Below are 13482 nucleotides of genomic sequence, written 5' to 3' on the forward strand. Positions count from 1 at the left end.
AGCCCACCGAACTCGACCTGCGCGAGTTCAACGGCCGGCACCCGGTCGAACTGATCGGCGGCGTGCGATTCCCGGCCATCGGCGAACTGCCGTACCTGCTGACCCTCGCCGGTCACGGCTTCTACTGGTTCAGGTTGCGCCCCGCGGTCGGGCCCGGCACCACGAGGCGATCGTGACTCCGTGCCCCTCGACAGCCCGCCCGCCTCTGAAAGGACGTGTCGTCATGGCGAACACCGCTCTGCAGCGTCCGAGCGGCCTCGACACCGCTCCGCTGCTGACCTCACTGGCCGAGCTGCTGCGCGCCTGGCTGCCACGGCAGCGCTGGTTCGCGGGCAAGGGCAGGCCCGTGACGGATCTGACGCTGCTCTCGACGACCGAGCTGTACCCGGGGTGTCTGCATCTGCTGGTCCGCACCGAGCACCTCGGCCCGCCCGCCCACGCCGGAACCGGCACTCCCGCGGCCGAGGACTGCTACCAACTGCTCCTCGGTGTACGGGAGGTCCTGCCGCCGCGGCTCGCCCACGCCTTCATCGGCCGGGCGAGCGCCGGCCCGCTGGCCGAGCTGACCGTGTACGACGCCTTTCACGACCCCAAGGCGGCGGGACTCCTGCTGGAGCGGCTGCGCCGTTCGGGCAAGGCGGGACCGCTGCGTTTCGAGCGTGATCCGCGCTTCGCGGTGCCGCCCGGTCTCGCGCCGCGGCTCCTCGACGCCGAGCAGTCCAACTCCTCCTTGGTGTACGGCGACGCGTTCATACTGAAGGTCTTCCGGCGCGTACAGCCCGGCATCAACCCTGACCTGGAGGTGCCGCGCGCGCTGGCCCGGCAGGGCTGCACCCGCGTCCCCGCGCCGGCCGCGTGGTTCCACACCTCGGAGCCGCAGGAAGCGACCCTCGGCGTCCTTCAGCCGTATCTGCGGGACGCCGCCGACGGCTGGACCCTGGCACTCGAATCCCTGGCCTCGCACAAGGACTTCACCGGCGAGGCGTACGAACTGGGCCGGGCCACCGCCGAGGTGCATCTGGCCCTGGCCACGGCCTTCCCCGTGGACGCGCCGAGTCCGTACCGGAACAAGCGGCTCGCGGACGCGATGAACGACCGTCTCGACGCCGCCGTCCGTTCAGTCCCCGAACTCCGCCCGCACGCGGCCGGGTTGCGGTCGGCCTTCGACGCGCTCGCCGCCCTGGACTCGGCGGTCCGCCCCGCCCAGCGCATCCACGGCGATCTCCACCTCGGCCAGGTCCTGCGGGCCGGGCAGCGGTGGTCGGTGATCGATTTCGAGGGTGAACCGGCCCGCCCGATCAGCGAACGTCGGCGTGTCCAGTCGCCCGTACGCGATGTCGCGGGCATGCTGCGTTCCTTCGACTACGCGGCCCGCTCCCGGCAGCCCTGGCGTCCGGAGTGGGCGGAGCGCTGCCGCGAGGCCTTCTGCGCGGGCTACGCGGTCGCGGCGGCCTGGGACCCGCGCGAGGAACCCGAACTGCTGCGCGCGTACGAGACGGACCGCGCCGTGTACGAAGTGCTCTACGAGGCACGGCACCGTCCCGACTGGCTGCCCGTGCCCATGGCGGCGGTCGGACGACTCGCCGACCATCCCTGACCACCGACCACTTCCCTCCGCCCCACCAACCACTCCCCATCACCCCCACCGACCACTCCCCACCACTCCCACCGACCACCCTCAACACCCCCACTTCGAGAGGCCCAAGCCGTGACCCGCACCGCATCCACCCGCGTACGACGGGCCAAGCCCGCCGCCCCGTCGGCGCAGCACACCGCGCTGGACCCCACGGATCGGGGGCGCCTGCTGTCCGGCGCCCATCACGATCCGCACGCGTTGCTGGGTGCCCATCCGGTGCCGGGCGGGGTCGTGTTCCGGGCGCTGCGGCCGTACGCCCAGGGTGTGGCGGTGATGGTGGACGGGCAGCGTACCGAGCTGGACGACCTGGGCGACGGGCTCTTCGGGGCCGTCCTGCCGCTCGACGCGATTCCCGCGTACACACTCCTGGTCACCTATGACGGCACCGAGTCCGAGACGCAGGACCCGTACCGCTTCCTTCCCGCGCTCGGCGAGCTGGACCTGCATCTGATCGGTGAGGGCCGGCACGAGGAGCTGTGGCGGGCGCTCGGCGCGGAACCGATGACCCACGAGGATGTCGTGGGAACGCGCTTCACGGTGTGGGCCCCGAACGCCCAAGGGGTACGGGTCTGCGGGGACTTCTGCCACTGGGACGGCGCCGCCGGATATCCGATGCGCTCGCTCGGATCGTCCGGCGTGTGGGAGGTGTTCCTGCCCGGCTTCGGTGAGGGAACGCGCTACAAGTTCGACATCACGCGCCCCGACGGTTCCCGCACCCTGCGCGCTGACCCGATGGCCCGCGGCGCCGAGGTACCTCCGGCGACCGCCTCGGTCGTGACGCGGTCGTCCCACACGTGGAAGGACTCCGCGTGGATGAAGCAGCGGGCGAAGCGCCGTCCGCTGCACGAGGCGCCGTTCTCGGTGTACGAAGTGCATCTGCCGTCCTGGCGACCGGGTCTGACCTATCGTCAGCTCGCCGACCAGCTCCCCGCCTACGTCACCGACCTCGGCTTCACCCACGTCCAGTTGATGCCCGTCGCCGAACACCCCTTCGGCGGCTCCTGGGGCTACCAGATCACCGGCTTCTACGCCCCCACCGCACGCCTGGGCACCCCCGACGACTTCAAGCACCTCGTCGACGCCCTCCACCGCGCCGGCATCGGCGTCCTCATGGACTGGGTCCCCGCCCACTTCCCCCGCGACGACTGGGCCCTCGCCCAGTTCGACGGACGCCCCCTCTACGAACACGCCGACCCCCAGCGCGCCGACCACCCCGACTGGGGCACCCTCGAATTCGACTACGGCCGCCGCGAGGTCCGCAACTTCCTCGTCGCCAACGCCACCTACTGGTGCGAGGAGTTCCACATCGACGGCCTGCGCGTCGACGCCGTCGCCTCCATGCTCTACCTCGACTACTCCCGCGAACCCGGCCAGTGGACCCCCAACGAACACGGCGGCCGGGACAACCCCGACGCCGTCGCATTCCTCCAGGAGATGAACGCCACCCTCTACCGCCGCAACCCCGGCATCGTCACCATGGCGGAGGAATCGACCGCCTGGGACGGGGTCACGCGCCCGACCTCCGAGGGCGGGCTCGGCTTCGGGCTGAAGTGGAACATGGGCTGGATGCACGACTCGCTCGAGTACATCCAGCACGAGCCGATCCACCGGAAATACCACCACAACGAGATGACGTTCTCGATGGTGTACGCGTACAGCGAGAACTACGTCCTGCCGATCTCCCACGACGAGGTCGTGCACGGCAAGCAGTCACTCGTCTCCAAGATGCCCGGCGACTGGTGGCAGCAACGCGCCAACCTGCGTGCCTACCTCGCCTTCATGTGGGCCCACCCCGGCAAGCAACTCCTCTTCATGGGACAGGAGTTCGCCCAGGGCGGCGAATGGAAGGAAGCCCATGGTCCCGACTGGTGGCTCCTCGACCCCGCCTACGGCGCCGAAGCCGATCACCGCGGTGTCCAGGACCTGGTCCGCGACCTGAACACCCTCTACCGCGCCGAAGCCGCGCTGTGGGAACGCGACACCGATCCTTCCGGCTTCACCTGGGTCGCCGGGGACGCCGCCGACGACAACGTGTTCGCCTTCCTGCGCCACGCCACCGACGGCACCCCGCTCCTGGCCGTCTCCCACTTCTCCCCCGCCGTCCGCCACAACTACCGCCTCGGCGTCCCCGAGGACATCCCCGCCTGGCGCGAAGTCCTCAACACCGACACCCTCCGCTACGGCGGCAGCGACATCACCAACCCCGAGCCGGTGAAGGCCGAGGCGATCGGTATGCACGGCCGTCCGACGAGCATCGAGCTGACGCTGCCGCCGCTCGCGACGGTGTGGCTGCGGCCGGCCTGAGCCGACCCGCAGCCACACCGGGCAAGCCCGCCTCAGGGAGAGGCGGGCTTGCCCGCCGTGAAGAGCCAGGTGTGGAAGAGGCCGGAGAGGTCCTTGCCTGACTCCCGCTCGGAGAGCTGGATGAACTGGGCCGTCGTGCCGTGCCCGCCACGGTGGCCGGCGGTCCAGGAACGCAGGACGCGGAAGAAAGCGGGATCGCCGACGGCCGTGCGCAGCTTGTGCAGGACCATGGCCCCGCGGGCGTAGACCGGCGTCTCGAAGATGTGCTCGCCGCTGCCGGGATCACCGGGCGGGAACGCCCAGAGGTCCTTGCCGGCGGGGGTGGCGTACAGCGCGTCGAAGGTCTTCTGCGCGCTCTTGCCGCCGTGCTGCTCGGTGTAGAGCCACTCGGCATACGTGGCGAAGCCCTCGTTGAGCCAGATGTCCTTCCATCTGGTGAGGGTGACGGAGTCGCCGAACCACTGGTGGGCGCTTTCGTGCACGAGGGTGCCCAGGTCGGGCGCGGAGTCGTACACGGGCCGGGTCTGGGTCTCCAGGGCGTAGCCGACCTGCGGGGCCCGGTCGACGATGGCTCCGGCCGCCCGGAAGGGGTAGGGGCCGAAGATCTTGCTCTCCCAGGCCAGCACGGAAGGCAGCTTCTTCACGACCGGCGCCGCGGCGGCCGCTTCGCGCGGGTCGATCGCGTTGTAGACCTTGAGGCCGTCGCGGGTGGTGTACTGCTCGACCTTGAACGTGCCGACGGTCGCCGTGGCGAGGTAGGCGGCCATCGGCTCGGACTGCCGCCAGCGGAAGGTGGTCCGGCCGTCGGCGGTCCGCTGCCCGAGCAGGACACCGTTCGCGACGGCGGTGCGCCCCTTGGGGACGGTCAGCGTGAAGTCGTAGGACGCCTTGTCCGTGGGGTGGCTGTTGGCGGGGAACCACGTCATCGCGCCCTGGGGCTCACCGGCCACGAACGCGCCGTCGTCGGTGGGAATCCATCCGTCGAGGGAACCGTCGGGGTCGGTGACGGGCTTCGGAGTGCCGGAGTAGGTGACGGTGACGCGGAACTCCTGGCCCTTGCCCAGAGCCTTGTGCGGGGTGACGACGAGTTCCTGGCCGTCGCGACGGAAGGCCGCCTTGGCGTGGTCGACGGTGACGCCGGTGACCTTCAGCCCGCTGAGGTCGAGGTCGAAGCGGGTCAGCCGCTGGGTGGCTCTGGCGGTGATGACCGCCTTGCCGTCGACGTGGCGGCTGTGCGGGTCGTAGCCGAGCGTCAGATCGTAGTGGTGGACGTCGTAGCCGCCGTTGCCCGAGAGAGGGAAGTACGGGTCTCCCGCGCCGGCGGAGCCCACGGTCCCGGCCGCCGTGGCCGGTCCGGCCGCGGTGAGAAGCGCGGCAAGCGCGACGGGGACGGCCGCGACAACAGCTTCGCGGCGAAGGACAGTCGTGCGTCGTGCGGCCTCTTGCGGGCGTGGTGTCACGTTCGCTCCTCCGGTTCGACGGTGATCACTCGCGCACAGCCTATGAGTCACCTCGCCCGCAAACCCTCACGATCAGGTCAAGTTGCGCCCGTGCGGGCCCGAGTGGCGCTCCGTCAGCGGGGAGCCGGTTCGAGGACGGGTCCGGGTTCGCCCGGCCACTGTGCCCGGACCCGTCCTGGTCCGTGCGTCCGGGCCCGTACCGGCGGGTGGACGTGTGGCACTCACACCCAGGGCGGCGGTCCGTCGGGGATGAGCTGGTGGACGTCGAGGAGGACGGCGGATTCGACCCCGAGCGCCGCTCCGCCCATGCCGGCCGCCCAGGTGAGGAACGGCCGCGGTTCGAAGGCGCCCGCGCCCAGGGCCTTGGTGTACTCGGCGTGCGCCTCCAGCGAGGCGATGCCGCGTTCCAGGGGTTCGCCGGTGACGTCGACGCCGTGGGTGGGCTGTTCCGGTCCGGCGAAGCACACCATCCGGATGCCGCCCCAGGGCTCCAGACCCTCGTCGGCGAGTTCGGGGAAGATCCAGCGGTTTCCCGCGTCGCGGGCCGCGTCGAGGGCGGCCAGGCCCACCGCCCGGTGGTCCGCCTGGTTGGTGATGCCACCGATCATCCGCACGCTGAACGCGCCGGACACCACGACCTCGGGCCGGTGGCGCCGCAACGCGCGCACGATCTCCCGGCGCAGCCCGAGCCCGTACTCGACGACGCCGTCGCGGTGGTCGAGGAACTCGACGGTCTCGACACCGACCTGCCGGGCACCGGCCCGCTCCTCGGCCTCGCGCAGCGGTGCCGCCCGGTCCGGGTGCAGGCCGTCGATACCGGCCTCTCCCCTGGTCACCAGCAGATAGCTCACCCGCTTGCCCTGTGCCGTCCAGCGCGCGACGGCGCAGGCGGTGCCGTACTCGATGTCGTCCGGGTGAGCGGCCACGGCGAGACATCGCTCCCAGTCCTCCGGCAGCGCGGGCAGACCCGAACCGCCCGCGAAGACTGCTTTGTCCTGTGTGGGATCCATGCTCCGCATGATGGCCCGTGGCAGGTCGGGACCGACAGAGGCGCGCGTTCCGAGTTCGTACGCCGGATTCCCGCGCTGCCCGTACGCCCGACTGCCGCTCCCCGTGTGCCCGGCGGGCGGGGAGGCACACCCAGGAGATCCACCGGCTGGCCGAACACCGGGACGCCGTGGTGAAGTCTGTCCACACGTCCGAAGATCCGACGCCCGGTCGCCGCCCCCCTCCCCCTCGTCGGCCCCGCCGCCGGGGCGACGGCGCGTCAGGCCCCGTACACCACAGAGGAGATGCCCGTGACCAGCACCTCGCCCACCTGGACTCACGCCCCCGTCAGGGTGGGGCTCGTCGGCGCGGGGCCCTGGGCGCGGGCCGTGCACGCCCGGGTGCTCGCCGCCGGACCCGAGACGCTGCTGACGTCGGTTTGGGCGCGCCGTCCGGAGGCCGCCCGCGAAACGGCGGCGCCGCACGGCTCCGCCGTCGCCGCGACGTTCGAGGAACTGCTCGACGACTGCGAGGCGGTCGCCTTCTCGGTGCCGCCCGCCGTGCAGGCGGAACTCGCCGTTCGGGCAGCCGAGGCGGGCAAGGCCCTGCTCCTGGAGAAGCCGCTCGCGCTCGATCTGCCCTCGGCGCGGCGGCTCGTGGACGCCATCGACGCCTCGGGCGTTGTCTCCCAGCTCGTGCTGACGAACCGTTATCACCCGGCCACCCGGCAGTTCCTCGTCGAGGCACGGGCCCTGGACGTCTCGGGGGCGCGCTCCTGCTGTCTCGGCGGAGCCTTCCTGGGCGGCGACTTCGCGACCCCGTGGCGTCTTGAGCACGGGGCGCTGCTGGACCTCGGGCCGCACCTTCTCGATCTGCTGGACGCGGCTCTGGGGCCGATCGTCCGGGTGCGCGGCGCCGGGGACCCGCGCCGCTGGCTCGAACTCACCTGTGAACACGAGAGTGGCGCCGTGAGCCAGGCCTCCCTGTCGGGCTCGGTCGACGTCGAGCGCGGTATCACCCGCATCGAGCTGTTCGGCCGCCATCCCGAGCTGGTCTTCGACGGCGGAGCCCTCGACCACGAGGAGTCCTGGCCCGTACTGCGCCGCGAGTTCGCCACGGCCGTCCGGTCGGGCCGTTCCGGAGAGCTCGACGCCCACCGCGGACTGCACCTGCAGACACTCATCGCCCAGGCCCTAGGACCTGTCTGACCTGCACGGCGCGGCCGATCAGGGGAAACAGGCTTCGGTGAAGCGTGTGCGGGCGGCGGCGGGTCGACACAACAGCTGTGAACCTGCCGAACCTGCCGCTGATCGCGCCCATGCTCGCGACCCCCGGAACCCTGCCGGCCTCCGGGCAGGACATGCGCTGGGCGTACGAGACGAAACAGGACGGTCAGCGGGCCGTGGTCTATCTACCCGGGGACGGCAGCGTGCTGCTGCGGGCCCGTTCGGGCGAGGACATCACCGCCGCGTACCCGGAACTGGGGGCCCTCGGCGGCGTTCTCGGTACCACCGCGGCGGTCCTGGACGGCGAGGTGCTGGTTCTGGACGACCAGGGCCGGGGCGACTTCCAGCTGCTGCAGTCCCGGATGGGCCTCGCCCGGTCGCCGGGCAGGGCCGCCCGGCGCGCGGACGAAGCACCCGCTCATCTCGTCCTGTTCGACGTGATGCGTCTGGGGGGCGATCTCACGGGCCAGCACTATGCGCGGCGGCGGCAGACGTTGGAGAGTCTCGCCCTCGACGGCCCGTTCTGGTCGACGCCGGCGGCACTCGTGGGCCACGGAGAAGCGGCACTGCGGGCGACGCGGGAGAGCGGTCTCGAGGGGCTGGTCTGCAAACGGCTGGACTCGGTGTACGAGCCCGGCGTGCGCTCACGGTCCTGGATCAAGATCCGCAACATGAGGACCGCGGACGTCCTCGTCGGCGGCTGGGTCCCTGGGAAGGGGCGCCTGTCGGGACTGCCCGGCGCCGTGCTCCTGGGCCAGCGCGAGGCCGGGAGGCTGCGCTATGTCGGAAGCGTGGGCACCGGCTGGAGCGAGGCCGAGCGCGCCGAACTCGCCGGGCTGCTGCGGGCCGCCGAGACCGGCCGCTGCCCTTTCGACAGTCTTCCGCGTGCGGCCGAGGCGCGTTGGGTGCTGCCCCGGCTGGTGGGCGAGGTCCGCTACAGCACCCGTACCCGGGCCGGACTGCTGCGCCAGCCGTCATGGCTGCGGCTGCGTCCCGACCTCGCTCCCGAGGACTCGGCGGCCGATCTCCCGGAAGCGTGACGTGAGGCCCGGCCCGCGTGTGCCCTGCTGCGTCAGGAACAGGCTTCCTGCACGTGCGTCAGGAACAGGCTTCCTGCACGCCGTGCGCAGAGCGCCGGCCTCCCGTGTGACCTTTGCAGGGCGCTGACCTGCCATGAGTCATCCGCAGGGCGTCGGCCTCCCCCGTGCCGTCCGCAGGGCGCCGACCTTCCGTGCGGAACGTGAAGGAGCCGGCCGCTCGCGGCGGTCGGCTCCTTCGCGTCCCGGTCAGGTTCTGCCGGGTCCGCCGCTGCCGAAGGACCCGCTGGATCCCGGTTGCCAGCGCTTGCGATGCTGGTCGTCGGCGTGTTTGGTGCTCGCGGAGTGCATGTTGTACGGCATCAGCCGCTCGCTCTCGTCCGCGGCGTGCGGAACCTCGTCGGGTTCCCGCATCTCCCGTTCCTCGTGCACCGCCCCGCCGTCGGGCAGCCTGGGCTGCTCTTCGGGAGTGGGCGGGCGCGATTCCAGGTTCCGCACCCTGATGCCCATCCGGACGGCCCAGACGAGCGCACCGGCGATGATGAGGCCGCCGATGAAGGCGGCGCCCGCGTTCAGCGTCGAACTTGCTGCGATCAGATCGTGGCTCGCGGTGTACATGGTGTTCGCGTACCCCCAATACCAGGGGAAATCTGCGTACTAGTCCGTCAGCGACGGCCATTCCATTGTATTCCGGATCATTCGGAACGGTACGCCGCGAACCCGAACAGGATCATTCCGGGCGGTGCGCCACGGCTCCGAACATCGTCACGGACATGTGCAGGCCGCCCTGTCGCGCGGCCTCCGTGAGTTCCTCGTACAGGCGGTCGCGCTGCGTCTCGCCGATGAGTCCACGGCGCAGCGCCGAATCGCCCAGCATGCGGATGAGCGGCCAGGCGACCGATCTGTGATCCTGGAGCAGGGCCTGCGATCCACGGTCGTCGACCACCATCCCGGCGGCCGTCAGCCGTCCCACCAGCTTGCGTCCGGAGTACGGGTCGGCGGCCGCGGACAGCGCGCCGGTGGTGAGCGCGGCGATCGTCTCGGGGTCACCGGGGTGCAGGATCGTGGTCGCCCAGTCGGTGTCCAGCAGGGCGACCCGCCCGCCGGGGCGCAGCACGCGCGCTATCTCGAAGACGGCCTTCTCCGGCTCGACGAGGTGCTGGAGCACCCGCTCGCACCACACCACGTCGACGGTGGCGTCGGGCAGCGGCAGGGCGAGGGCGTCACCGTCGGCGAAGCGGGCGGCACTGCGCTCCTCGGTCCCGCGCTGTTCCGCCATGGCGCGCAGGCCGGGGTTCGGTTCGATGCCGAGCACCCTGCCCCGGGGACCCACGGCGGCCGCGAGACGCCGGGTCTGCGAGCCGGTGCCCGCGCCGATGTCGAGCGCCCGCTCTCCGGGCCGTACGGCCAGTGCCGCGTGTGCCCAGGAACGCAGGCGTTGTACGCCGTCGTTGACGTCCTGAGCATCCAGGGCGCCCACCAGACGGGCGGTGCTGTCCGCGCTGATGTTCTGCGCGTGGAATTCCGAGGTAGGTCGCGTGTCCCCCATGGCGGTCACTTTAGAACCACCAAGGTCCATTCCGCTTCAGATGACCATTCAGATTGTGTAACGCCTCAGGGCCGGTGTGACAAAAGCGAGCGCAAGCACCGCGACGACCACCAGAAGTCCGCCGGCGGCGACCGCGGCGGGTGCTCCGAACGCCGAGCCGGCCGTGCCGTGCAGGACGTCGGCGACTCGCGGGCCGCCCACGACGACGACCGTGAACACACCCTGGAGCCGCCCGCGCATCTCGTCGGTGGCGGCGGACAGCAGGATCGCGCCGCGGAAGACCATGGAGACCATGTCGGCGACGCCGGCCACGGCCAGGAAGGCCACGGCGACCCACAGGCTGTCGCTGAGCCCGAACCCGGTGATGGCCGCGCCCCAGGCCGCGACGGAGACGATGACCATCAGGCCGTGCCGGCGGGCGCGGGAGAAGGTGCCCGACATCAGTCCGCCGACGACCGCGCCGACGGGGATCGCCGCGAACAGCAGTCCGAGCGCGAGTCCCTCTCCGTACGGGGCGTACGTCTCGGCGGCGAGCTGCGGGAACAGGGCGCGCGGCATGCCGAAGACCATGGCGATGATGTCGGCGAGGAAGGACAGCAGCAGCACCTTGTGCAGGGCGATGTAGCGGAAGCCGGCCACCACTTCGCGCAGGCCCGCCCGCCGGGAGGCCGCTCCCGCGAGGGGTGGCAGCGCGGGAAGCCGCAGGACGGCCCACACGGTGACGCACAGGGCGAGGGCGTCGATCAGATAGAGCTCGGGCAGCCCGATGAGGGGAATGAGCGCACCGGCGAGCATCGGCCCGGCCACGGAGCCGGTCTGCATGACGGTCGCGCCGAGCGCGTTGGCCGCGGGCAGCTCGTCCGCCGGGACGAGCCGGGCGATGGACGCACTGCGGGCCGGGGAGTTGAGGCCGAAGAACGCCTGCTGGACGGCGAGCAGGACCATCAGGACGAGCACCGAATCCAGTCCGGTGGCGGCCTGGACCCAGAAGAGCAGCGAGGTGACGGCTATGCCGGTGTTGGTGACGAGCAGCAGCTTGCGGCGGTCCATGCTGTCGGCGATCGCGCCGCCCCACAGGGCGAAGACCACCAGGGGCAGCAGGCCGGCGAGGCTCGCGTAGCCGACCCAGGCCGAGGAGCCGGTGATGTCGTAGATCTGCTTGGGCACGGCGACTGCGGTGAGCTGGCTGCCCACGGACGTGACGGCGGTCGACGACCACAGCCGACGGTAGGCGGGACGGCGCAGCGGCCGGGTGTCCATGGCCCAGCGGCGCCATCCCGAACGGTCGGGCCGCTCGGCTGCCGCGCTCCCGTCGGGCGCCGCCGCGGTGCCGCTGTCCGTACTGCTCTTGCTCGTGTCCACGCTCACCCTGGTTGCTCGATACATCTTTCGATTCGAGGATCACTATGGCCGAGCGTGAGCGGCTCCGGTCCCCCGGGGGACCGGATTGGTACGCCGGACGTCCCGCGCCGAGCGCTCGCGGGCCGGCCGGACGTACGACCCGGGCATGGCGGCGCGGGGCGGTGTACGGCGGCTCAGGCGCCGGCGATCAGCGTGGCGCCCATCGCGATCATCGTCGTGGCCACCAGGCCGTCCAGCACGCGCCAGGACGCCGGCCGGGCCAGGAGGCGGCCGAGCAGCCGGGCACCGAACCCGAGAGCCGCGAACCAGCACAGACTGGCGAGCGCCGCGCCGAGCCCGAACGTCCAGCGCAGCGATCCGCGGTCGGCCGCGAGCGAGCCGAGCAGGAACACGGTGTCGAGGTAGACGTGCGGGTTGAGCCACGTAAGGGCGAGGCAGGTGAGGACGGCGCGGCGCCAGGAGCCGGGGGACACGGTCGCCGCCCGGAGAGCCGAGGGCTTCAGCACCCGCCGGGCGGCGAGGACCCCGTAGACGACGAGGAAACAGCCGCCGACCAGCCCGACCGCGGTGAGCGCGGCGGGCCAGGCCACCACCACCGCGCCGACCCCGCCGACCCCGAGCGCGATGAGCAGCGCGTCGGACAGGGCGCAGATGCCCACCACGGCGAGGACGGCGTCCCGGCGGATGCCCTGGCGCAGCACGAAGGCGTTCTGGGCGCCGATGGCGACGATGAGGGAGAGGCCGGTGCCGAATCCGGCGACCGCGGTGGTGAGGGCGTCTGTCATGGCTTCGACGCTAGAAAGCGGATCGCCAGGAGTACAGCTAAAGATTCTTACGTAACATTAGCGCTCGTGATGGCGGAACTTCCCCTCGACCAGGTGCGCACCCTGCTCGCCGTGGTCGACGAGGGCACCTTCGACGCGGCGGCCACGGCGCTCCATGTGACGCCGTCGGCGGTGAGCCAGCGGGTCAAGTCACTCGAACAGCGCACCGGCCGGGTCCTGCTGAGGCGGACGAAGCCGGTGCGGGCGACCGAGTCCGGCGAGATCGTGGTGCGTTTCGCGCGCCGGCTCGCCCGGCTGGAGCGGGACGCGCACGCCGAACTCGGCATGTCCGGATCCGGGGAGCCCACTCGGCTGTCGATCGCGGTGAACGCCGACTCGCTGGCGACCTGGTTCCTGCCGGCTCTCGCCCGCGTCCCGCCAGAACTGCGGCTCTGTTTCGAACTGCGCCGCGAGGACGAGGACCACACCGCCGCCCTGCTGCGCGAGGGAACGGTGATGGCGGCGGTGACGTCGTCGCCCGACCCGGTGGCCGGCTGCTCCGTCCGCGCCCTCGGGCGGATGCGCTATCTGCCGGTGGCGAGCCCCGGCTGCGCCGAACAGTGGCTCGGCACCACGACCGGCACACCCCTGCACGAGGTGATCGGCTCCGCCCCGGTGGTGGACTTCGACCGCAACGACGACTTCCAGGACGATTTCGTCCGCGCCCTCGCCGGCGGTCCGGGAGCGAGCGCGCTGCGCCACTTCGTCCCGACGTCGGAAGGGTTCGTCGATGCCGTGGTGGCCGGAATGGGCTGGGGCATGGTGCCCGAGGTCCAGGCCGAACCGCTGCTGCGCGCCGGACGGCTGGTCCACCTCGGACCGGGCCGTGAGGTCGATGTTCCGCTGTTCTGGCAGCAGTGGAAGCTCGACTTCCCCGCGCTCGGCGCGATGACCGAGGCCGTGGTGGCCGTCGCCGCCGAGACGCTGGTGCCTGGACCGGCTTCCTGAATCGCTCGCTTCCGGACAGCTCCCGAACCACGCCCGAGCCGGTATGTTCACGCTGGGCACATCCCGGCGCGGCCGGGAAGAATGGCCTCACGTCCTGGTGCCGCGGAGGACGTCGAGGTGCGGTCAGCGACCTGAGAGGCGCATTCTTG

Annotated in this window: 12 protein-coding genes; 6 read left to right on the forward strand and 6 right to left on the reverse strand. The window is 71.6% G+C overall.

Translation table 11 applies throughout. From position 1 onward, the window contains the following. The 3 genes from ACFYR3_RS25880 to glgB form a co-directional block, all read left to right on the forward strand. The coding region (locus tag ACFYR3_RS25880; protein WP_355857853.1) for an alpha-glucosidase C-terminal domain-containing protein at positions 1 to 176 on the forward strand (176 nt) is incomplete at its 5' end. 47 nt (positions 177 to 223) lie between these two features. Continuing rightward, a complete protein-coding gene (locus ACFYR3_RS25885) occupies positions 224 to 1597 on the forward strand; it encodes a maltokinase (protein ID WP_355857806.1) in 1374 nt (457 codons plus the stop codon). Between the two features lie 111 nt (positions 1598 to 1708). Continuing rightward, on the forward strand, positions 1709 to 3940 hold the full coding sequence (gene glgB, locus ACFYR3_RS25890) for a 1,4-alpha-glucan branching enzyme (RefSeq protein ID WP_389284821.1): 2232 nt from the start codon (positions 1709 to 1711) through the stop codon (positions 3938 to 3940). 32 nt (positions 3941 to 3972) lie between these two features. Here the strand turns inward: glgB and ACFYR3_RS25895 are convergent, their stop codons facing one another. Both ACFYR3_RS25895 and ACFYR3_RS25900 read right to left on the reverse strand, forming a co-directional pair. Further along, positions 3973 to 5400, reverse strand: a complete 1428-nt coding sequence (locus ACFYR3_RS25895) for a M1 family metallopeptidase (protein ID WP_389284822.1) — start codon at positions 5398 to 5400, stop codon at positions 3973 to 3975. A gap of 221 nt (positions 5401 to 5621) precedes the next feature. Continuing rightward, a complete protein-coding gene (locus ACFYR3_RS25900) occupies positions 5622 to 6410 on the reverse strand; it encodes a PIG-L deacetylase family protein (RefSeq protein WP_389284823.1) in 789 nt (262 codons plus the stop codon). Between the two features lie 282 nt (positions 6411 to 6692). Here ACFYR3_RS25900 and ACFYR3_RS25905 point away from each other — a divergent pair, with 282 nt between their 5' ends. Together ACFYR3_RS25905 and ACFYR3_RS25910 are read left to right on the forward strand one after the other, a co-directional pair. Continuing rightward, positions 6693 to 7595 (forward strand): Gfo/Idh/MocA family protein, encoded by a 903-nt coding sequence (locus tag ACFYR3_RS25905; RefSeq protein WP_389284824.1) that lies wholly within the window; start codon positions 6693 to 6695, stop codon positions 7593 to 7595. Positions 7596 to 7705: 110 nt separating this feature from the next. Continuing rightward, positions 7706 to 8653: an ATP-dependent DNA ligase gene (locus ACFYR3_RS25910; protein WP_355857859.1), complete on the forward strand. Its 948-nt coding sequence runs from the start codon at positions 7706 to 7708 to the stop codon at positions 8651 to 8653. Positions 8654 to 8899: 246 nt separating this feature from the next. On the opposite strand, the gene ACFYR3_RS25915 is transcribed toward ACFYR3_RS25910, so the two are convergent. The 4 genes from ACFYR3_RS25915 to ACFYR3_RS25930 all read right to left on the reverse strand — a co-directional run bounded on the left by ACFYR3_RS25915 (position 8900) and on the right by ACFYR3_RS25930 (position 12346). Beyond that, positions 8900 to 9268, reverse strand: coding sequence for a DUF6479 family protein (locus ACFYR3_RS25915; protein WP_355857818.1), 369 nt, complete (start codon positions 9266 to 9268; stop codon positions 8900 to 8902). Positions 9269 to 9380: 112 nt separating this feature from the next. Continuing rightward, complete coding sequence (locus ACFYR3_RS25920) at positions 9381 to 10199, reverse strand: methyltransferase domain-containing protein (RefSeq protein ID WP_355857821.1); 819 nt, start codon at positions 10197 to 10199, stop codon at positions 9381 to 9383. Positions 10200 to 10247: 48 nt separating this feature from the next. Next, on the reverse strand, positions 10248 to 11585 hold the full coding sequence (locus ACFYR3_RS25925) for an MFS transporter (RefSeq protein WP_389284825.1): 1338 nt from the start codon (positions 11583 to 11585) through the stop codon (positions 10248 to 10250). 149 nt (positions 11586 to 11734) lie between these two features. Continuing rightward, a complete protein-coding gene (locus ACFYR3_RS25930) occupies positions 11735 to 12346 on the reverse strand; it encodes a LysE/ArgO family amino acid transporter (protein ID WP_389284826.1) in 612 nt (203 codons plus the stop codon). 66 nt (positions 12347 to 12412) lie between these two features. Between ACFYR3_RS25930 and ACFYR3_RS25935 the strand changes: the two genes are divergently transcribed. Beyond that, positions 12413 to 13333: a LysR family transcriptional regulator ArgP gene (locus ACFYR3_RS25935; protein ID WP_389284827.1), complete on the forward strand. Its 921-nt coding sequence runs from the start codon at positions 12413 to 12415 to the stop codon at positions 13331 to 13333. Positions 13334 to 13482 lie beyond the last annotated feature (149 nt).

Source organism: Streptomyces sp. NPDC005784, from assembly GCF_042871525.1.
Lineage (GTDB): Bacteria > Actinomycetota > Actinomycetes > Streptomycetales > Streptomycetaceae > Streptomyces.

Excerpts from the sequence above, each read along its gene's own strand:
- ACFYR3_RS25885 (WP_355857806.1), top strand. The coding sequence starts at position 224 with ATGGCGAACACCGCTCTGCAGCGTCCGAGCGGCCTCGACACCGCTCCG.
- ACFYR3_RS25900 (WP_389284823.1), bottom strand. The coding sequence starts at position 6,410 with ATGGATCCCACACAGGACAAAGCAGTCTTCGCGGGCGGTTCGGGTCTG.
- ACFYR3_RS25905 (WP_389284824.1), top strand. The coding sequence starts at position 6,693 with ATGCCCGTGACCAGCACCTCGCCCACCTGGACTCACGCCCCCGTCAGG.
- ACFYR3_RS25910 (WP_355857859.1), top strand. The coding sequence starts at position 7,706 with ATGCTCGCGACCCCCGGAACCCTGCCGGCCTCCGGGCAGGACATGCGC.
- ACFYR3_RS25915 (WP_355857818.1), bottom strand. The coding sequence starts at position 9,268 with ATGTACACCGCGAGCCACGATCTGATCGCAGCAAGTTCGACGCTGAAC.
- ACFYR3_RS25920 (WP_355857821.1), bottom strand. The coding sequence starts at position 10,199 with ATGGGGGACACGCGACCTACCTCGGAATTCCACGCGCAGAACATCAGC.
- ACFYR3_RS25925 (WP_389284825.1), bottom strand. The coding sequence starts at position 11,585 with ATGTATCGAGCAACCAGGGTGAGCGTGGACACGAGCAAGAGCAGTACG.
- ACFYR3_RS25930 (WP_389284826.1), bottom strand. The coding sequence starts at position 12,346 with ATGACAGACGCCCTCACCACCGCGGTCGCCGGATTCGGCACCGGCCTC.